Here is a 17,745-nt window from a genome sequence, read left to right as displayed (position 1 = left end):
TACGGACACAGGGGATATACACATGAGCGACAAGCAAATCCGACTGTCCGTCAAGGGCGTGAACAAGCGCTTCGGTGGCCTGCAGGCGCTGTCCGACGTCGGCCTCGAAATCAGGGAAGGCGAGATCTACGGGCTGATCGGCCCGAACGGCGCCGGCAAGACGACGTTCTTCAACGTGATCACGGGCCTCTACACGCCGGACTCCGGCGAGTTCAAGCTCGACGGCTCGGAATACAAGCCGACCGCGGTGCACCAGGTCGCGAAGACGGGCATCGCGCGCACGTTCCAGAACATCCGCCTGTTCGGCGGGATGACGGCCCTCGAGAACGTGATGGTGGGCCGCCACGTGCGCACCAAGCACGGGCTGCTCGGCGCGGTGTTCCAGACGCCGGCCGAACGCCAGGAAGAGCGCGAGATCAAGGAACGCGCGATCGAGCTGCTCGAATACGTCGGCGTGCTGCAGTACGCCGACTACACGTCGCGCAACCTGTCGTACGGCCACCAGCGCCGTCTCGAGATCGCGCGCGCGCTGGCGACCGACCCGAAGCTGCTCGCGCTCGACGAGCCGGCGGCCGGGATGAACGCGACCGAAAAGGTCGAACTCACGCGCCTGCTCGACAAGATCCGCTCGGACGGCCGCACGATCCTGCTGATCGAGCACGACGTGAAGCTCGTGATGGGGCTGTGCAACCGGATGACGGTGCTCGATTACGGCAAGGTGATCGCCGAGGGTCTGCCGCAGGACGTGCAGAAGAATCCGAAGGTGATTGAGGCATATCTCGGCGCAGGGGTGCACTGATGGCAGCGGCAATGTTGAAAATCAAGGGCTTGCAGGTCAACTACGGCGGCATCCAGGCCGTCAAGGGCGTTGACATGGAAGTCCGCCAGGGCGAGCTCGTGACGCTGATCGGCGCGAACGGCGCAGGCAAGACCACGACGATGAAGGCGATCACGGGTCTCAAGGCGTATTCGGCGGGCGACATCGAGTACGACGGCAAGTCGATCAAGGGCGTGCCGACGCACGAACTCCTCAAGCGCGGCCTCGCGATGGTGCCGGAAGGTCGCGGGATCTTCGCGCGGATGTCGATCGTCGAGAACATGCAGATGGGCGCGTACCTGCGCAACGACTCCGAGCAGATCAAGAAGGACGTCGACCGCATGTTCGGCTTCTTCCCGCGTCTGAAGGAGCGCGCGACGCAGCTCGCGGGCACGCTGTCGGGCGGCGAGCAGCAGATGCTGGCGATGTCGCGCGCGATCCTGTCGAAGCCGAAGCTGCTGCTGCTCGACGAGCCGTCGATGGGCCTGTCGCCGATCATGGTCGAGAAGATCTTCGAAGTGGTGCGCGAGATCTCGAAGGAGGGCATCACGGTGCTGCTGGTCGAGCAGAACGCACGCCTCGCGCTGCAGGCGGCCGACCGCGGCTACGTGATGGATTCGGGCACGGTCACGATGGAAGGCGATGCGAAGCAGATGCTCGACGATCCGAAGGTGCGTGCCGCGTATCTGGGCGAATGAACGGGCCCCGCGCGTCGCCGCGGGCGGCGCGCAAGGGCTTTCGAAAGGCTGTCACGGGATGCCGCGACAGCCTTTTTTCATGATGAGCCCCGTCTGCAAATCGACATGCAAGCGGCGTAGCATCGGAAGTCCATCGGGACACGGAGAACACGCATGAGTCTGGACTACGGTTTCGTGAAGGCGAAGGTGACATCGGTGGCGAAGCTGAAGGGCTCGCCGCACGGCAGCGAGATCCAGTATCACATCCACCTGACGCTGGCGTTGCCGGGAGGCAACTGGGACGTCGCGATCAACGTCGGCACCAGCGACGCGGACGACTTGCTGAACTACAAGCTCGTCTACGATTTCCACCACCCGATCACGCAGACGCTCGCGGCCGCGGCCGAAGGCTATACCGACCTGACGGGGCAGGCCGCGTTGCCCGCGCTCGACTACCTGCGCAGCGACATCCTGAACGAAACGGGGGCGTGGCGCGCGAGCGCCGTGATGGACGGCACCGAGAATCCGGAGCCGATCCCGTCGCTGCTGCGGCTCGTGAACGCCGCGCAGTCGCAGGGGCTCGACGTCGTCGTGTTCGGCCGCTCGTATGCCGAAGGCAACGGCATCCACGACACGCACATGAACCAGGGTTCGACCGGCCCGAACTACCTGCACCGTGCGGGCGACGACCACAACGACCACAACGACATCTGGCAGGACGGCGCGCTGATCGTGCGCGTGAGCGACACGCAGTGGGCCGCCTATTTCGCCGCGTTCGAGCAGCAGGCCGTGCCGACCGACGCGCTCGGCAATCCGCTGCCGGGCGCGGGGCCGATCACGCGCTGAGATCGCCGGCGGCCGGCTTTCGCGTCATGCGGCCGGCAGCGTCTTGCCGAACGAGATGCGCTCCTCGACGCGGTAGCCGAGCGCCGCGTAGAAACGGCAGGCGTCGTCGTTGCCCGGCAGCACCTGCAGGTTGATCTTCAGGCAGCCGCGCGCGGCGAGCGCGCGTTCCGCATGCGCGATCAGCGCGCGGCCGATGCCGAGCCGACGCGCGTCGTTCGAGACGCCGAACGAGTAGAGCCAGCCGCGATGTCCGTCGAAACCCGCCATCAGCGTGCCGACGACGCGTGCGCCGCAGGTTGCAACGAAAAACAGCTCCGGCTGCGTCGCGAGCTTCAGCTCGATCGATCGCAGCGGATCGCGGTGCGGAGGCGCACCGGCTTCGTCGTACTGCGGGAATGCGTCGCGCCATACCGCGAGCACGGCATCGGTGTCGGCGCGTTCGAACGGGCGGATTGCGACAGCATCGGCGGCGGCATCCATCGGCGGGCTCTCCTCAGAGCGTGTCGAGAACCGACCGCAGCATCGCCATCATCTGGTCGATCTCTTCGGTCGTCACGTTCAGCGCGGGCATGAAGCGCAGCAGGTTCGGCCGCGCGGCGTTCAGCAGCAGGCCCTCGGGCTGCATGTCGCGCGCCTTCTCGACGATCTGCGGGCCGATGTCCTTGCCGAGCAGCAGCGCGCGCAGCAGGCCTTCGCCGCGTTCGCCTTCGAAACCGCGCTCTTCCGACAGCTCGAGCAGCTTGCGCTTCAGGTATTCGCTGCGCGCGCGCACGCCTTCGAGGAAGCCGGGCGCGACGAGCTGCGAGATCACCGAATAGCCGACCGCCGTCATCAGCGGATTGCCGTTGTACGTGCCGCCCTGGTCGCCGGCCTCGAACACCGCGACCTCGGCCTTCGACAGCAGCGCGCCGAGCGGGGCGCCGCCGCCGATGCCTTTCGCGAGCGTCATGACGTCCGGCTCGATGCCGGACAGCTCGTACGCGAACAGCGTGCCCGCGCGGCCGCAGCCGCTTTGCACCTCGTCGACGATCAGCAGCAGGTTGTGCTGCTTCGTCAGCGCGCGCAGCGCCTGCATGAATTCGCGCGTCGCCGGAATCACGCCGCCTTCACCCTGGATCGGCTCGAGCATCACCGCGACGGTCTTGTCGGTGATCAGCTTCTCGACCGAGTTGATGTCGTTCAGCTTGGCCTTCGGGAAGCCCGGCACCTGCGGTGCGTAGATCGTGTCCCAGCCCGGCTTGCCGCTGGCCGACATCGTCGCGAGCGTGCGGCCGTGGAAGCTGTGGTCGAACGTGATGATCTCGTAGGCGCCGTTCTTGAATTTGCGGCCCCACTTGCGCGCGAGCTTGATCGCGCCTTCGTTCGCCTCCGCGCCGCTGTTCGTGAAGAACACCTTGTCGAACACGCTGTGCTGCGTGAGCAGGCCGGCGAGTTTCGCCATCGGTTCGTTGTAGAACGCCGGGGACGGGTTCAGCAGCTTTTCCGCCTGCGTCTTCAGCGCTTCGACGATGCCGTCGTTGCAGTGGCCGAGGCTGTTGACGGCCCAGCCCTGGATGAAGTCCAGATAGCGCTTGCCCGTGTGATCGTAGAGCCACGAACCCTTGCCGTGCGTAAACACGATGTCGGGGCGGTTCGTGATGTACATCAGCGAGTCGATCGGATAATCGTTCAGGGGCATGGCAGCAGACTCCAGCGGACGTTGAAAGGGAAACAGGCAATAAAAAAGCCACGGAAGGCCGTGGCTGGTGGGTCGAACAGCTTGTGCGTAACCGGTGAAGCAGTGTGGGGGTTACGCGCGAGTCCGTGACGAGCCTGCGGCATCCGGGCGGAGCGGCGAGCGGCGACGTCGAAGGGCGGACAGGAAGCGGTTCATGTGCGCAAGCATAAGGCATCCCGCGCCTCACTGTAAACCGCCGCGATGCCGGGGATGTGACATCGCGGCGCGCAACGCGGGACGCGGCTGCGCGGGTGTCAGACCGGATGCGCGAGATCGGCGGCGCTCGTGAACGAGTCGGCGTAGAACTCGTCGGCCGGCAGCGCGTGGTGCTGCGTGAAGTCGCGTTGCGCGGATTCGACCATCACCGGCGCGCCGCACGCGTACACCTGGTGGCCCGACAGGTCGGGCAGATCCTCGATCACCGCGCGATGGACGAAGCCGGTGCGGCCCGTCCATTGATCGCCGGCGTCCGGCTCGGAGAGCACCGGCACGTACTTGAAGTTCGGGATTTCGCGCGCCCACTGCTCGGCGAGCTCGCCGAGGTAGATGTCCTTCTTGCGGCGCGCGCCCCAGTAGAGCGTCATCGGGCGCGTGATGCCCGTGTGCTTCACGTGCTCGATGATCGCCTTGATCGGGGCGAAGCCCGTGCCCGATGCGAGCAGCACGATCGGCTTGTCGGAGTCCTCGCGCAGGAAGAACGTGCCGAGCGGGCCTTCGAAGCGCAGGATGTCGCGCTCCTTCATCGCGCCGAACACGTGGTCGGTGAACTTGCCGCCCGGCATGTGGCGGATGTGCAGCTCGATCGGGCCTTCCTCGTGCGGCGCGTTCGCCATCGAGTAGCTGCGGCGCGAGCCGTCCTTCAGGATGAACTCGACGTACTGGCCCGCGAGATACTGCAGGCGTTCGTTGGCGGGCAACTGCAGCTTCACGACCATCACGTCGTCGGCCTTGCGTTCGAGCGCGGCGATCCGGCACGGCAGCTTCTTGACCTGCACGCCGTCGACGCCGGCGATTTCGCGCACGTCGATTTCGAGGTCGCACTGCGCCTTCGAGCAGCACAGCAGCGCGAGGCCGCGCGTGCGCTCGTCGTTGGACAGCGCCGACGCGGCGTGCGGGCCCTGTTCGATCTGGCCCGACACGATCTGGCCCTTGCAGGAGCCGCACGCGCCGTTCTTGCAGCCGTACGGCAGATGGACGTTCTGGCGCAGCGCAGCCGCCAGCACGGTTTCGTCCGACTCGACCTGGAATTGCCGGCCGCTTTGCTTGAGAGTGACGTTGAATGCCATAGAACCAAACTAGAACAAAATGTGGGGACCGTGCCCGTCGAGCACGGCAGCTAAAATGCAAGCCCGCTGCGCGTCGCGCAACGGTGGCTACTGATTTCGCAACCAACATGATCGCGACTCGAATCCTGCGCCGGCCGCGCGCACTGATCGTCGGCTGCGGCGACGTCGGCATGCGCTGCGTCGCGCAATGGCGCGACACGCGCCGCAACCTGCGGATCTTCGCGCTGACGAGCCACCCGGCCCGCCGCGACGAACTGCGCGCCGCAGGCGCGACGCCGATCGTCGGCGACCTCGATCGCCGGGCGACGCTCGGCCGCCTCGCGGGCCTGGCCCGCACGATCCTGCATCTCGCGCCGCCGCAATCCGATGGCCGCGACGATCGGCGCACGCGTGCGCTCGTTGCCGCATTGACCATGCCCGGGCGGCGGCTCGCGCAGCCCGCGCCGGCATCCGGCAGGCTGCGGGCCGCGCGCGCGGCGCTCCGGCAGGCCGGTGCGCCCTCGCGGGAAACGCGTATTGTACCCGACGGCCTTCGCGCGCCGAGGCTCGTCTATGCGAGCACGACGGGCGTATACGGCGACTGCGGCGGCGCCCGCATCGACGAAACGCATCCGCTGCGTCCCGCGAATCCGCGGGCGTTCCGGCGCGTGTCGGCCGAGCGGCAACTGCGCGCGGCGACGGTGCGCGGCGTGCTGTCCGCGCGCATCGTGCGCATTCCGGGCATCTACGCGGCGAACCGCCTGCCGGTCGCACGGCTCGAGCGCGGTACGCCGGCACTCGAGCCGGCCGACGACGTCTACACGAACCACATCCACGCGGACGATCTCGCGGCGATCCTGCGCCGCGCGGCCGAACGCGGCAGGCCGGCGCGCGCCGTGCACGCGTCGGACGACAGCGAACTGCGGATGGGGGAGTATTTCGACCGGGTCGCGCAGGTGCTCGGCCTGCCGAGGCCGCCACGCGTCAGCCGCGCCGACGCCGAGCGCCAGCTCGAACCGACCCTGCTGTCGTTCATGCGCGAGTCGCGGCGCCTGTCCAACGCACGGCTCAAGGCCGAATTGTGCGTGACGTTGCGGTATCCGACCGTAGACGATTTCCTTCAAACGCTCGCGCCGGGCAGCGCGTCAGGTCAGCGCCGGTAATGCCTCGATCAGCAGGAAGCACAGCAGCGCGCCGATCAGCGCGCCAATCAGGTTCGGATGATATTTGTGCGTCGCGCGCATGAAGGCCAGCAGCCCGCCGATCGCGAGCGAGCCGACCACGGCGAACGCGATCGTCACGTAGGACAGATAGATCGAATCGGTGATGTTCATGATGTCTCCCCTGCATCGCTGCTCGTACAGCTTGTCATTTCAGTATAGCGGGGGAACCTGCGGCCGGGACGCGGCCGGGCGTCGAACGGTCGTGCGGATTTTCCCTTACAGGGTTTTGACGGAATTGCGCAGCGACGCCAGATCGGCCTCGCTCAACCAGCGCCAGGCGCCCGGCTCGAGGTCGGCCGGCAGCGTGAAGCCGCCGATGCTTTCGCGATGCAGCGCTTCGACGCGATTGCTCGCCGCCGCCACCATGCGCTTGACCTGGTGATACTTGCCTTCGAGGACGGTCAGCGCGAGCGCGTGCGGCTCGCGCGCATCGGCCGCGACCGCCGCGATCGGCTTCGGCTCGCCGTGCAGTTGCACGCCGCTACGCAGCGCATTCAGCTGCCCATCGTCGAGCGGGTGGCGCACGGTCGCCACGTAGGTCTTCGGCACCTTGCGCTTCGGCGACGTGTACGCATGCACGAACTGGCCGTCGTCGGACAGCAGCAGCAGGCCCGTCGTGTCCTGGTCGAGGCGACCGACGCACTGCACGCCGCGCGCGACGAGCGGCGCGGGCAGCAGGCTGAACACGCTCGCGTGGTGCTGCGGGTCGCGCGAACACTCGTAGCCGGCCGGCTTGTTGAGCGCGAGATACACGCGCGCATGGAACGGCCATGCGACGCCGTCGACCGAAACGACCAGGCCGTCGGTATCGAACGCGGCGTCGGGGTCGGTGCAGGGCGCGCCGGCGACCGCGACGCGCGCCGCCTCGACCAGGCCGCGGCACTGGCGGCGCGAACCGAAGCCCTGGGTGTAGAGAATGCTTTCGAGATCCATAGCGCGCGCATTCTATCAAGCGGCGCCCGCTCCCCGGCACGACGGCGCGTGCACTGGTAAGCTGCCGGAGCGCCGCGGGCAGTTCGCGCGCGCGGCATCCGATCCTTCATCACGAACAAGAACATGACCTTCGATCTGCTCTCCCTCGGCCGCAAGGCGGCCGCCGTCGCGCTCGCCGCGACCGTGTCGACGGCCGCATTCGCGCATGCGCGGCCGGCCAAAGCCGATCCGGCGGCCAACGCCGCGCTGGCCGTCGCACCGACCGCCGTCACGATCGACTTCACCGAGCCGCTGGAGCCGGCGTTCAGCTCGATCGTCGTCGTCGACGGCAGCGGCAAGACGGTGTCGGACGGTCACGTGCGCATCGACGCGTCGAACCGCAAGCGGATGACGGTGCCGCTCACGGCGGTCGGCACGGGCGCCTATACGGTGAAATGGGTGGCCGTCGCGACCGACGGGCACCGCACGCAGGGCGCGTACGGCTTCAGCGTGAAATGAATGCAGCGGCGGGGCGGCGTCCGCTGCCCCGCATTCGACACGGAGACGCTCGCATGAATCCGACGACGCTCGACGCACTCGCCGATTTTCCCCGTCAGCTCGAAGCCCATTTCGCGGCCGTCCCCGACGGCTACGCGCGCTGGACGCCCGACGACTGGGCCGGGATCCCGAGCGAGCACTTCTCGCCGCTCGGGCAGCTCTGCCACGTGCGCGACATCGAGATCGACGGTTATCACGTGCGGTTGCGGCGGATGCTCGAGGAAGACCGCCCGCTGCTCATGTCGATCGATGGCGACGCGCTCGCGATCGAGCGCCGCTACGACGACGCCCGCGCATCCGACGTGCTCGCCGCGTTTCGCGACGCCCGGCGCCGGACGGTCGACATCGTGGCGCGCCTCACGCCGGCCCAACTGGCGCGCATCGGCGAATTCGACGGTTACGGCTCGCTGACCGTGCGCGGGCTCGTCCACTACCTGTGCAGCCACGACCAGCAGCATCTGGCCGGCATGCAATGGCTGCTCGGCAGGATCGACGCCGAGCGGCACGCGCGCTGAGCGTGCGCATAAGGCGCATGCGGCGCCGGATTGGATCGATTTTCTGGATAATCCATCCAGCCGCGACCGGCTGACCGGTGCGTCGCACGTGCCTACACTCCAAGTTTCGTTCAACGAGAAAAGGAGTCCACCGTGGCAACTCATACGCTCGCAGACAAGGTCGTCCTGATCGCAGGCGGCGCAAAGAATCTCGGCGGCCTGATCGCCCGGGATTTGGCGAGCCACGGCGCGAAGGCAGTGGCGATTCACTACAACAGCGCCGCATCGCAGGCACAGGCCGAGGAGACCGCCGCCGCGGTGCGCGCGGCCGGCGCGGAAGCTGCCACGTTCCAGGGCGACCTGACGACGGCCGCCGCGGTCGCGAAGCTGTTCGACGACGCGAAGCAGCGCTTCGGCAAGATCGACATCGCGATCAACACGGTCGGCAAGGTGCTGAAGAAGCCGTTCACCGAGATCAGCGAGGCCGAGTACGACGACATGTTCGCGGTCAACAGCAAGTCGGCGTTCTTCTTCATCAAGGAAGCGGGGCGGCACCTCGAGGATCACGGCAAGCTCGTCACGCTCGTGACGTCGCTGCTCGGCGCGTTCACGCCGTTTTATGCGGCGTACGAAGGATCGAAGGCGCCGGTCGAGCATTTCACGCGCGCGGCATCGAAGGAATACGGCGCGCGCGGGATCTCGGTGACGGCCGTCGGGCCGGGTCCGATGGACACGCCGTTCTTCTATCCGGCCGAGGGGGCCGATGCGGTCGCGTATCACAAGACGGCGGCGGCGCTGTCGCCGTTCAGCAAGACGGGCCTGACCGACATCGAGGACGTCGTGCCGTTCATTCGCCATCTCGTCACCGACGGCTGGTGGATCACGGGCCAGACGATCCTGATCAACGGCGGCTATACGACCAAGTAACCGACCAAGTAACCGGTCGGGCGGGTCCGCGCACCGCAATGGCGCGTTTGCGTGGACAATGGACGGGCGCGCGGGCATCACGGCCGCGCGCCTTTTCACATCCGGCGCGCCGGACGACGGTGCGCGCCCGAACCCACGCTTCTTGCCGATGGACAAGCTGGATCAGGTCAGAATCTTCCTGCAGGTTGCCGAGATGGGCAGCTTCATCAAGGCCGCGCACGCGCTCGACGTGCCGCGCGCGACCGTGTCGGCGGCCGTCCAGCAGCTCGAGACGGGGCTCGGCACGCGCCTCTTGCATCGCACGACGCGCCAGGTGCAGCTGACTGCCGACGGCGCGCTGCTGCTCGAACGCGGCCGGCGCCTGCTCGCGGAAGCCGATGAACTCGACCGCCTGTTCCGCCGTCGCGACCGCGACGTGATCGGCAGGCTGAACGTCGACGTGCCGAGCCGGATCGCGCGCCGGATGGTGGCGCCCGCGCTGCCGTCGCTGTTTCGCCGGTACCCGAAGCTGCAACTGTCGCTCGGCTCGACGGATCGTTCGATCGACCTGGTGCAGGAGGGCGTCGACTGCGCGATCCGCGTCGGGCGGCTCGCGGACAGCAGCCTCGTCGTGCGGCCGCTCGGGCAGTTCACGCTGATCAACTGCGCGAGCCCCGACTACCTGCGCGAATGCGGCGTGCCCGAGCATCCGGACGCGCTTGCGCACGGACACTGGGCGATCGGCTATGCGTCGCCGACGACCGGGCGCGAGCTGCCGTGGGAAGTGTGCGAGCACGGCACGACGCGCCAGTTCGCGCTGCCCAGCCGCGTGATCGTCAACAACGCCGAAACCTATATCGCCAGCTGCATCGCCGGGATGGGGCTGATCCAGATTCCGCGCTTCGACGTCGAGCATCTGCTCGTCAGCGGCGCACTCGTCGACGTGATGCCGGGCCACCGCGCCGCGCCGATGGACGTATCGGCCGTGTATCCGCACCGGCGCCATCGTTCGCGGCGGCTCAATGCCTTCGTCGAGTGGTTCGGCGAGCTGATGGGCGATGCGCTGCGCGAGACGGGGCGCGCCGGCTGAGCGGCGCGATGGCGGATTGGCCGGGAGAGCGGCTTGTGGCGCCTCGGAGGGGCGCATCGGTCATTCGGTGCGATGTGGAATGTTGTCCGGGAACGGGTAGGGCGCATGCGGCCCCGGCCAGTCGGGCACCGGCGGTTCGCGAAGCAGGTCGCACCCGGACAGCGTGAGCCATAGGGTCGACGCGAGCATGCCGCCGCCGAGCCATCGTGAAATCGCTCGCAGGAACATGGGGTGCCTCCGGTTGCGTCTTGGTGCTGTCGGTTGGACAGTCGCACGGGCAGGCGCGTTGCGGCGGCGAATGCACTTGGCGAGCGCGCCGAAAAGAAAAAACCCGCGAAGCGTCTGGCTTTCGCGGGTTTCGATGGCAGGCCACGCATGATGCGCGGCGTGTCTGGTGCCCAGGGCCGGAATCGAACCGGCACGCCTTGCGGCGGGGGATTTTGAGTCCCCTGCGTCTACCAATTTCACCACCTGGGCTTGATCCTGGCCGCGCATGCGATTGTGCGCGGCGAAAACGCGGATTATCCCTGAAAATGCGGGGCCGGGCAAGCTCGGAAAGTCGAAGGCGTGTCACTGGCCGAGATGGACGAACGCGCCGTACCCGAAAAAAAGGGGGCAATGTGCACCCCCTGTCATCATGCGCGCCGGTCAAAGCTCGTACGATTCGGATTCGCCCTTGAGCGCCTGTTCGATCAGCTTGCGGTTCAGCGTCGGCGACAGCAGTTCGACGAGCGTATACACATAGCTGCGCAGGTAGGCGCCCTGCTTGAGCGCGACACGCGTCACGTTGCTGCCGAACAGGTGGCCGACCGGGATCAGCCGCAGGTTGCGGTCGCGCTCGGGATTGAACGCGATGTCGGCCATGATCCCGACGCCGAGGCCGAGTTCGACGTAGGTCTTGATCACGTCGGCGTCGATCGCCTCGAGCACGATGTCCGGCGACAGCCCGCGAAGCGCAAACGCATGGTTGATCTTCTTGCGGCCCGCGAACGCGTCGTCGTACGTAATCAGCGGGTACTGCGCGAGATCGTCGAGCGTGACCGGCTTGCGTTCGAGCAACGGGTGGTCGGCCGGCACGACGGCCGCGTGATGCCACTGGAAGCAGGGCAGCGACACGAGCTCCTTGTAGTCGGAGATCGCCTCGGTCGCGATCGCCAGATCGGCCTGGTCGTGGATCACCATCTCGGCCACCTGTGTCGGGCTGCCTTGCAGGATCGACAGGTGTACCTTCGGAAAGCGCTTCTTGAATTCGGCGATCGCGGCCGGCAGCGAGTAGCGGGCCTGCGTGTGGGTCGCGGCGATGGTCAGGTTGCCCTGATCCTGTGCTGCGTAATCTTTTCCGACCCTTTTAAGGCTTTCAACCTCCTGAAGAATCCGCTCGACCGACGCGAGGATGATCCTGCCCGGCTCGGTGAGCGAGCGCACGCGCTTGCCGTGCCGCGTGAAGATCTCCACGCCGAGCTCGTCCTCGAGCTCGATGATCGCCTTCGATACCCCCGGCTGCGACGTGTAGAGCGCCTTGGCGGCCTCGGTGAGGTTGAAATTCTGCCGGACGGCCTCGCGCACGAAGCGAAATTGGTGCAGGTTCATTTATAACCCTTCCGCATATCAACAGAATTTTTTAGTCGTTTGAAATATAAGGCGAGTTTATTACGATTCACCGGAGTTTTTCAAATATGGATATCTGTTTTCGTCATTAGCAATCCATCCGGGCAGCGGAAGGCCGGCCATGGCGACGGAACGGAGATTCGGGCGCGACGTGGCTAGGACGTCGCGCGGTCACCACGAAAACCCTGGGGTCCCCGAATGTATCAGTACGACCAATACGACCAGACGATCGTCGACGAGCGTGTCGCGCAGTACCGCGATCAGGTGCGCCGCCGGCTGTCGGGCGAGTTGAGCGAAGAAGAATTCCGTCCGCTGCGCCTGCAGAACGGCCTGTACATGCAGCGCCACGCGTACATGCACCGCATCGCGATTCCGTACGGCAACCTGCGCAGCGACCAGCTCCGGATGCTGGCGCGCATCGCCCGCGAACACGACCGCGGCTACGGCCACTTCTCGACCCGCTCGAACATCCAGTTCAACTGGATCCAGCTCGAGGAAACGCCCGAGATCCTCGCGAAGCTCGCGTCGGTGCAGATGCACGGCATCCAGACGTCGGGCAACTGCATCCGCAACATCACGGCCGACCAGTTCGCCGGCGTCGCTCAAGACGAGGAGATCGATCCGCGCCCGTGGTCGGAAATCCTGCGCCAGTGGTCGACGTTCCATCCCGAATTCGCATGGCTGCCGCGCAAGTTCAAGATCGCGGTGTCGGGCTCGAAGGTCGACCGCGCGGCCGTGCAGATCCATGACCTCGGCGTGTACCTGAAGAAGAACGCGCAGGGCGAAGTGGTCGCGAGCATCCTCGCGGGCGGCGGCCTCGGCCGTACCCCGATCGTCGGCGCGGTGATCAAGGAAGACCTGCCGTGGCAGCACCTGCTGACCTACTGCGAAGCCGTGCTGCGCGTGTACAACCGCTACGGCCGCCGCGACAACCTGTACAAGGCGCGCATCAAGATCCTCGTGAAGGCGCTGTCGCCCGCGAAGTTCGCGCAGCAGGTCGAGGAAGAGTGGCAGCACCTGAAGGACGGCCCGTCGACGCTCACGCAGGCGGAAGTCGATCGCGTGTCGCAGTACTTCCGGCCGCCCGTCTACGAGAAGCTGGCCGATACCGACGCATCGTTCGAACAGCACCTGCTCGAGAACAAGGCGTTCGCGCGCTGGGTCGAGCGTAACGTCGCACCGCACAAGGTGGCCGGCTATGCAGCCGTCACGCTGTCGCTGAAGGATCACCGTGTTGCGCCGGGCGATGCGACCGACCGGCAGATGGACCTGGTGGCCGACTGGGCCGACGCCTACTCGTTCGGCGAGCTGCGCGTGTCGCACGAGCAGAACCTGATTCTCGCGAACGTGAAGAAGCGCGACCTGTTCGAGGTCTGGGAAAAGGCGAAGGCGGCCGGTTTCGCGACGCCGAACATCGGCCTGCTGACCGACATCATCGCGTGCCCGGGCGGCGACTTCTGCTCGCTCGCGAACGCGAAGTCGATCCCGATCGCGCTGGCGATCCAGCAGCGTTTCGACGATCTGGACTACGTGTACGACCTCGGCGACCTGTCGCTGAACATTTCCGGCTGCATGAACTCGTGCGGTCACCACCACGTCGGCAACATCGGCATCCTCGGCGTCGACAAGGACGGCGCCGAGTGGTACCAGGTGTCGCTCGGCGGCGAGCAGGGCACGGGCCGGAACGGCGCGCGCCTCGGCCGCGTGATCGGGCCGTCGTTCTCGGCGGAAGAAGTGCCCGACGTGATCGCGAAGCTGATCGACACGTTCGTCGAATCGCGCGTCGACGGCGAGCGCTTCGTCGACACGTACGACCGCATCGGCATCGCGCCGTTCAAGGAGCGCGTGTATGCGGCGCGCCAGGCAGTGAACGCGTAACCAACCGGGTAGAAGGAATTAGCAGATGGCTTCGATTATCAAGAACCGCGCAGTGATCGACGATGCATGGCAGGTCGTGCGCGCGGCGGAAGACGGTGCACTGCCCGCGGTCGATGCGTTGCCGGCCGGCAAGGTGCTGGTGCCGTTCGCGTTGTGGCAGGCCGAGCGCGCGGCGCTCGTCGCCGCGAAGACGAAGGACGAGCTCGGCGTGTGGCTCGCCCCGGACAGCGAGCCGGCCGATCTCGTGGCCGACTTCGGCGCGATTTCGCTGGTCGCCGTCGACTTCCCGCGCTTCGCGGACGGCCGCGGCTACAGCATCGCGCGCCTGCTGCGCGAGCGCCACGGCTGGACGGGCGAGCTGCGCGCGATCGGCGACGTGCTGCGCGACCAGTTGCTGTACATGTCGCGTTGCGGCTTCGACGCATTCGCGGTGCGCGCCGACAAGGACATCCACGACGCGCTGAACGCGTTCACGGAATTCACGCAGCGTTATCAGGGCGCGTTCGACCAGCCCGAACCGCTGTTCCGCCGTCGCGGTGCGGCCGCTGACGCAGCGGCGTCCGACGCGAAGGTGGGCGCATGAGCGACGCCATCGCCACCGCGCCGACGCCGGAACTCGCCGCGAAGGTCGAGCGCCTCGACGCGCTGCTCGCACGGATCGGCGCCCGTCACGAAGGTGAAGTTCGCGAGCAGCCTCGCGGCGGAAGACATGCTGCTGACGCACGCGATCCTGTCGAAGGGGGTGTCGATCGGCATCTTCTCGCTGAACACGGGCCGCCTGCACGCGGAAACGCTCGGCATGATCGACCGCGTGCGCGAGCGCTACGGATACGAGATCGAGCAGTTTCACCCGCAGCAGGACGCGGTCGACCGGTACGTCGCCGAGCACGGCCTGAATGCGTTCTACGAGAGCGTCGAGCTGCGCAAGTCGTGCTGCCACATCCGCAAGGTCGAGCCGCTGAACCGTGCGCTGGCCGACGTCGGCGCGTGGGTCACCGGCCAGCGCCGCGAGCAGTCGGTCACGCGTGCCGAGCTGCACGAGGAAGAACAGGACGAAGCGCGCGGGATCGCGAAGTACAACCCGCTCGCCGACTGGACGGAAAGCGACGTGTGGGCGTACCTTAACGCGTTTGACGTGCCGGTGAATCCGCTGCATGCGCGCGGCTACCCGAGCATCGGCTGCGAGCCCTGTACGCGGGCGATCCGCCCCGGCGAGGACAGCCGCGCGGGCCGCTGGTGGTGGGAGTCGCGCGATACGAAGGAATGCGGGCTGCACATCACGATCACGCCGATTCCCGCGGAAGCCGAAACCGGCGCCACGCACTGAAAGCCTGACAAGAAACTGAATATTGCGCCGCCCGCGACAGCGGGCGGCACGAACCCAGAAGAGAAGGACTGAAATCATGAGCACGACGCTCGAGCAATCCGCCTTTGCCCCGCCCGCCGGTGCCGACAGCCGCATGGGCCACCTCGACTGGCTCGAAGCCGAGTCGATCCACATCCTGCGCGAACTGGTCGCCGAATGCAGCAAGCCGGCGCTGTTGTTCTCGGGCGGCAAGGATTCGGTCGTCGTGCTGCATCTGGCACTGAAGGCGTTCGGCCTCGGCGCGAACCGCAAGACGACGCTGCCGTTCCCGCTCGTGCACATCGACACGGGCCACAACTACGAGGAAGTGATCGACTTCCGCGACCGCCGCGCGAAAGAACTCGGCGCCGAGCTGGTCGTCGGTCACGTCGAGGATTCGATCAAGCGCGGCACGGTCGTGCTGCGCCGCGAAACCGATTCGCGCAATGCCGCACAGGCCGTCACGCTGCTCGAGACGATCGAACAGCACGGCTACACGGCGCTGATCGGCGGCGCGCGCCGCGACGAAGAGAAGGCGCGCGCGAAGGAGCGCATCTTCTCGTTCCGCGACGAATTCGGCCAGTGGGATCCGAAGGCGCAGCGCCCGGAACTGTGGAGCCTGTACAACGCCCGCCTGCACAACGGCGAGCACCTGCGCGTGTTCCCGATCTCGAACTGGACCGAGCTCGACGTGTGGCAGTACATCGCGCGCGAGAACCTCGAACTGCCGTCGATCTATTACGCGCACCAGCGCGAGATCGTACGCCGCAACGGCCTGCTCGTGCCGGTCACGCCGCTCACGCCGATGCGTGACGGCGAGACGAGCGAGCTCGCGCAGGTGCGCTTCCGCACGGTCGGCGACATTTCCTGCACGTGCCCGGTCGAGAGCGACGCGGACGACGTCGAGAAGATCATCGCCGAGACGGCGGTGACCGAGATCACCGAGCGCGGCGCGACCCGGATGGACGACCAGGCCTCCGAAGCCGCGATGGAACAGCGCAAGAAGCAAGGTTATTTCTGAAGCACACGAGGACATTCACATCATGAGCATCATCGAGAACACCGAAGACCTCGGCGTGTTGCGCTTCATCACGGCGGGCAGCGTCGACGACGGCAAGAGCACGCTGATCGGCCGCCTGCTGTACGACAGCAAGGCCGTGCTGTCCGACCAGCTGTCCGCGCTGTCGCGCGCGAAGAACAAGCGCACGGTCGGCGACGAGCTCGACCTCGCGCTGCTGACCGACGGTCTCGAAGCCGAGCGCGAGCAGGGCATCACGATCGACGTCGCATACCGCTATTTCGCGACCGCGAAGCGCAAGTTCATCATCGCCGATACGCCGGGCCACGAGCAGTACACGCGCAACATGGTGACGGGCGCCTCGACCGCGCACGCGGCGATCATCCTGATCGACGCGACGCGCGTGACGGTCGAGAACGGTGTCGCCGACCTGCTGCCGCAGACCAAGCGCCACAGCGCGATCGTCAAGCTGCTCGCGCTGCAGCACGTGATCGTCGCGATCAACAAGATGGATCTCGTCGACTACAGCGAAGCGCGCTTCAACGAGATCCGCGACGCGTACGTCACGCTGGCGAAGCAGCTCGGCCTCACCGACGTGCGCTTCGTGCCGGTGTCGGCGCTGAAGGGCGACAACATCGTCGGTGCGAGCGAACGCATGCCGTGGTACGCGGGCGAACCGCTGCTCGACGTGCTCGAATCGCTGCCGGTCGAGACGCAGGCGCATGACGCGCTGCGCTTCCCGGTGCAGTGGGTTGCGCGCCAGGACGGCAGCTCGGCCGACGATTTCCGCGGCTACATGGGCCGTATCGAGTCGGGCGAAGTGAAGGTCGGCGACGTGATCGCCGTGCTGCCGTCGAACCGCACCGCGACGGTCGCCGAGATCATCGCGCCGGTGCCGGGCGGCACCGCGTCGGTCGCGCACGCGTTCGCGGGCCAGACCGTGACGATCCGCCTCGCGGAAGACGTCGACGTGTCGCGCGGCGACATGTTCGTCACGTCCGGCGAGCCGGTTGCACCGGCGAAGAAGCTCGAAGCCGATCTGTGCTGGTTCGACGAGACGCCGCTGTCGCCGCAGCGCAAGTACCTGCTGAAGCAGACCACCAGCACGGTGTTCGCGAAGATCGGCGGCGTCAAGCAGGTGCTCGACGTGCACACGCTGTCGCATGCGACCGACCGTCACGAGCTGAAGATGAACGACATCGGCCGTGTCGCGCTGACGCTGCAGAAGCCGATCGTCTGCGATACGTACGATGCGCATCCGGGCACCGGTGCGTTCGTGCTGATCGACGAGGCGACGCATCACACGGTCGCCGCGGGCATGATCCGGGCGTTCTCGGCATAAGCGGCGAACCGCGCCGCCTTTCGGGCGGCGCGGGCCGATGCCGGCGCCT

19 protein-coding genes, 1 tRNA gene and 1 pseudogene are annotated in these 17,745 nt (G+C 66.9%); 13 read left to right on the top strand and 8 right to left on the bottom strand.

The annotated features are described in order from the left end of the window. The first annotated feature begins 22 nt into the window (after positions 1 to 22). The 3 genes from WT26_RS16880 (at position 23) to WT26_RS16870 (ending at position 2,340) form a co-directional block, all read left to right on the top strand. On the top strand, positions 23 to 799 hold the full coding sequence (locus tag WT26_RS16880) for an ABC transporter ATP-binding protein (protein ID WP_059531742.1): 777 nt from the start codon (positions 23 to 25) through the stop codon (positions 797 to 799). Beyond that, positions 799 to 1,515, top strand: a complete 717-nt coding sequence (locus WT26_RS16875; protein WP_059531745.1) for an ABC transporter ATP-binding protein — start codon at positions 799 to 801, stop codon at positions 1,513 to 1,515. The genes WT26_RS16880 and WT26_RS16875 overlap by 1 nt, the downstream gene beginning before the upstream one ends. 153 nt (positions 1,516 to 1,668) lie before the next feature. Continuing rightward, positions 1,669 to 2,340 carry a DUF2278 family protein gene (locus WT26_RS16870; protein ID WP_059531748.1) on the top strand — a complete coding sequence of 224 codons (672 nt, stop codon included), beginning with the start codon at positions 1,669 to 1,671 and terminating at the stop codon, positions 2,338 to 2,340. A 24-nt stretch (positions 2,341 to 2,364) separates the two neighbouring features. On the opposite strand, the gene WT26_RS16865 is transcribed toward WT26_RS16870, so the two are convergent. The 3 genes from WT26_RS16865 to WT26_RS16855 all read right to left on the bottom strand — a co-directional run bounded on the left by WT26_RS16865 (position 2,365) and on the right by WT26_RS16855 (position 5,343). Continuing rightward, complete coding sequence (locus WT26_RS16865) at positions 2,365 to 2,820, bottom strand: GNAT family acetyltransferase (protein ID WP_059531751.1); 456 nt, start codon at positions 2,818 to 2,820, stop codon at positions 2,365 to 2,367. A 13-nt stretch (positions 2,821 to 2,833) separates the two neighbouring features. Continuing rightward, positions 2,834 to 4,018 carry an acetylornithine transaminase gene (locus WT26_RS16860; RefSeq protein ID WP_069273326.1) on the bottom strand — a complete coding sequence of 395 codons (1,185 nt, stop codon included), beginning with the start codon at positions 4,016 to 4,018 and terminating at the stop codon, positions 2,834 to 2,836. A gap of 293 nt (positions 4,019 to 4,311) precedes the next feature. Continuing rightward, positions 4,312 to 5,343 carry a CDP-6-deoxy-delta-3,4-glucoseen reductase gene (locus tag WT26_RS16855; RefSeq protein WP_039368138.1) on the bottom strand — a complete coding sequence of 344 codons (1,032 nt, stop codon included), beginning with the start codon at positions 5,341 to 5,343 and terminating at the stop codon, positions 4,312 to 4,314. Between the two features lie 107 nt (positions 5,344 to 5,450). Here WT26_RS16855 and WT26_RS16850 point away from each other — a divergent pair, with 107 nt between their 5' ends. Beyond that, the gene (locus WT26_RS16850; RefSeq protein WP_069273325.1) at positions 5,451 to 6,485 is read left to right on the top strand and encodes an NAD-dependent epimerase/dehydratase family protein; all 1,035 of its coding nucleotides are present in this window, start codon (positions 5,451 to 5,453) and stop codon (positions 6,483 to 6,485) included. Here the strand turns inward: WT26_RS16850 and WT26_RS16845 are convergent. Together WT26_RS16845 and WT26_RS16840 are read right to left on the bottom strand one after the other, a co-directional pair. Continuing rightward, positions 6,468 to 6,656 carry a hypothetical protein gene (locus WT26_RS16845; protein WP_069273324.1) on the bottom strand — a complete coding sequence of 63 codons (189 nt, stop codon included), beginning with the start codon at positions 6,654 to 6,656 and terminating at the stop codon, positions 6,468 to 6,470. The two genes, WT26_RS16850 and WT26_RS16845, sit on opposite strands and share 18 nt — an antisense overlap. 105 nt (positions 6,657 to 6,761) lie before the next feature. Further along, on the bottom strand, positions 6,762 to 7,478 hold the full coding sequence (locus tag WT26_RS16840; RefSeq protein WP_069273323.1) for a pseudouridine synthase: 717 nt from the start codon (positions 7,476 to 7,478) through the stop codon (positions 6,762 to 6,764). A 123-nt stretch (positions 7,479 to 7,601) separates the two neighbouring features. On the opposite strand from WT26_RS16840, the gene WT26_RS16835 reads away from it, so the two are divergent. From WT26_RS16835 to WT26_RS16820, 4 genes are all read left to right on the top strand, one after another. Then, the gene (locus WT26_RS16835; protein WP_069273322.1) at positions 7,602 to 7,976 is read left to right on the top strand and encodes a copper resistance CopC family protein; all 375 of its coding nucleotides are present in this window, start codon (positions 7,602 to 7,604) and stop codon (positions 7,974 to 7,976) included. Between the two features lie 53 nt (positions 7,977 to 8,029). Beyond that, positions 8,030 to 8,530, top strand: coding sequence for a DinB family protein (locus WT26_RS16830; RefSeq protein ID WP_069273321.1), 501 nt, complete (start codon positions 8,030 to 8,032; stop codon positions 8,528 to 8,530). A gap of 132 nt (positions 8,531 to 8,662) precedes the next feature. Further along, positions 8,663 to 9,436 (top strand): SDR family oxidoreductase, encoded by a 774-nt coding sequence (locus tag WT26_RS16825; protein WP_059531772.1) that lies wholly within the window; start codon positions 8,663 to 8,665, stop codon positions 9,434 to 9,436. Between the two features lie 148 nt (positions 9,437 to 9,584). Next, positions 9,585 to 10,505: a LysR family transcriptional regulator gene (locus WT26_RS16820; RefSeq protein ID WP_069273793.1), complete on the top strand. Its 921-nt coding sequence runs from the start codon at positions 9,585 to 9,587 to the stop codon at positions 10,503 to 10,505. Between the two features lie 60 nt (positions 10,506 to 10,565). Here the strand turns inward: WT26_RS16820 and WT26_RS38055 are convergent, their stop codons facing one another. The 3 genes from WT26_RS38055 to WT26_RS16810 all read right to left on the bottom strand — a co-directional run bounded on the left by WT26_RS38055 (position 10,566) and on the right by WT26_RS16810 (position 12,095). Next, complete coding sequence (locus WT26_RS38055) at positions 10,566 to 10,733, bottom strand: hypothetical protein (RefSeq protein WP_196774777.1); 168 nt, start codon at positions 10,731 to 10,733, stop codon at positions 10,566 to 10,568. Between the two features lie 164 nt (positions 10,734 to 10,897). Continuing rightward, a tRNA-Leu gene (locus tag WT26_RS16815) sits at positions 10,898 to 10,982 on the bottom strand. 171 nt (positions 10,983 to 11,153) lie between these two features. Further along, on the bottom strand, positions 11,154 to 12,095 hold the full coding sequence (locus tag WT26_RS16810; RefSeq protein WP_014896306.1) for a CysB family HTH-type transcriptional regulator: 942 nt from the start codon (positions 12,093 to 12,095) through the stop codon (positions 11,154 to 11,156). Positions 12,096 to 12,311: 216 nt separating this feature from the next. Here WT26_RS16810 and WT26_RS16805 point away from each other — a divergent pair, with 216 nt between their 5' ends. From WT26_RS16805 to WT26_RS16785, 5 genes and pseudogenes are all read left to right on the top strand, one after another. Beyond that, complete coding sequence (locus tag WT26_RS16805; protein WP_059531785.1) at positions 12,312 to 13,991, top strand: nitrite/sulfite reductase; 1,680 nt, start codon at positions 12,312 to 12,314, stop codon at positions 13,989 to 13,991. A 25-nt stretch (positions 13,992 to 14,016) separates the two neighbouring features. Next, on the top strand, positions 14,017 to 14,574 hold the full coding sequence (locus tag WT26_RS16800) for a DUF934 domain-containing protein (protein ID WP_069273320.1): 558 nt from the start codon (positions 14,017 to 14,019) through the stop codon (positions 14,572 to 14,574). After that, positions 14,571 to 15,318, top strand: a pseudogene (locus tag WT26_RS16795) (phosphoadenylyl-sulfate reductase). Before WT26_RS16800 ends, WT26_RS16795 begins: the two are co-directional and overlap by 4 nt. A 76-nt stretch (positions 15,319 to 15,394) precedes the next feature. Continuing rightward, positions 15,395 to 16,357, top strand: coding sequence for a sulfate adenylyltransferase subunit CysD (gene cysD, locus WT26_RS16790; RefSeq protein ID WP_059531791.1), 963 nt, complete (start codon positions 15,395 to 15,397; stop codon positions 16,355 to 16,357). Between the two features lie 22 nt (positions 16,358 to 16,379). Continuing rightward, positions 16,380 to 17,696, top strand: a complete 1,317-nt coding sequence (locus WT26_RS16785; protein WP_069273319.1) for a sulfate adenylyltransferase subunit 1 — start codon at positions 16,380 to 16,382, stop codon at positions 17,694 to 17,696. Positions 17,697 to 17,745: the final 49 nt, after the last annotated feature.

Source organism: Burkholderia cepacia (assembly GCF_001718835.1).
Classification (GTDB): domain Bacteria; phylum Pseudomonadota; class Gammaproteobacteria; order Burkholderiales; family Burkholderiaceae; genus Burkholderia; species Burkholderia cepacia_F.
This window is presented reverse-complemented; position numbering and strand designations above follow the sequence as displayed.

Excerpts from the sequence above, each read along its gene's own strand:
- WT26_RS16830 (WP_069273321.1), top strand. The coding sequence starts at position 8,030 with ATGAATCCGACGACGCTCGACGCACTCGCCGATTTTCCCCGTCAGCTC.
- WT26_RS16805 (WP_059531785.1), top strand. The coding sequence starts at position 12,312 with ATGTATCAGTACGACCAATACGACCAGACGATCGTCGACGAGCGTGTC.
- WT26_RS16820 (WP_069273793.1), top strand. The coding sequence starts at position 9,585 with ATGGACAAGCTGGATCAGGTCAGAATCTTCCTGCAGGTTGCCGAGATG.
- WT26_RS16800 (WP_069273320.1), top strand. The coding sequence starts at position 14,017 with ATGGCTTCGATTATCAAGAACCGCGCAGTGATCGACGATGCATGGCAG.
- WT26_RS16860 (WP_069273326.1), bottom strand. The coding sequence starts at position 4,018 with ATGCCCCTGAACGATTATCCGATCGACTCGCTGATGTACATCACGAAC.
- WT26_RS16880 (WP_059531742.1), top strand. The coding sequence starts at position 23 with ATGAGCGACAAGCAAATCCGACTGTCCGTCAAGGGCGTGAACAAGCGC.
- WT26_RS16855 (WP_039368138.1), bottom strand. The coding sequence starts at position 5,343 with ATGGCATTCAACGTCACTCTCAAGCAAAGCGGCCGGCAATTCCAGGTC.
- WT26_RS16845 (WP_069273324.1), bottom strand. The coding sequence starts at position 6,656 with ATGAACATCACCGATTCGATCTATCTGTCCTACGTGACGATCGCGTTC.
- WT26_RS16865 (WP_059531751.1), bottom strand. The coding sequence starts at position 2,820 with ATGGATGCCGCCGCCGATGCTGTCGCAATCCGCCCGTTCGAACGCGCC.
- WT26_RS38055 (WP_196774777.1), bottom strand. The coding sequence starts at position 10,733 with ATGTTCCTGCGAGCGATTTCACGATGGCTCGGCGGCGGCATGCTCGCG.
- WT26_RS16785 (WP_069273319.1), top strand. The coding sequence starts at position 16,380 with ATGAGCATCATCGAGAACACCGAAGACCTCGGCGTGTTGCGCTTCATC.
- cysD (WP_059531791.1), top strand. The coding sequence starts at position 15,395 with ATGAGCACGACGCTCGAGCAATCCGCCTTTGCCCCGCCCGCCGGTGCC.
- WT26_RS16810 (WP_014896306.1), bottom strand. The coding sequence starts at position 12,095 with ATGAACCTGCACCAATTTCGCTTCGTGCGCGAGGCCGTCCGGCAGAAT.
- WT26_RS16835 (WP_069273322.1), top strand. The coding sequence starts at position 7,602 with ATGACCTTCGATCTGCTCTCCCTCGGCCGCAAGGCGGCCGCCGTCGCG.
- WT26_RS16840 (WP_069273323.1), bottom strand. The coding sequence starts at position 7,478 with ATGGATCTCGAAAGCATTCTCTACACCCAGGGCTTCGGTTCGCGCCGC.
- WT26_RS16850 (WP_069273325.1), top strand. The coding sequence starts at position 5,451 with ATGATCGCGACTCGAATCCTGCGCCGGCCGCGCGCACTGATCGTCGGC.
- WT26_RS16870 (WP_059531748.1), top strand. The coding sequence starts at position 1,669 with ATGAGTCTGGACTACGGTTTCGTGAAGGCGAAGGTGACATCGGTGGCG.
- WT26_RS16875 (WP_059531745.1), top strand. The coding sequence starts at position 799 with ATGGCAGCGGCAATGTTGAAAATCAAGGGCTTGCAGGTCAACTACGGC.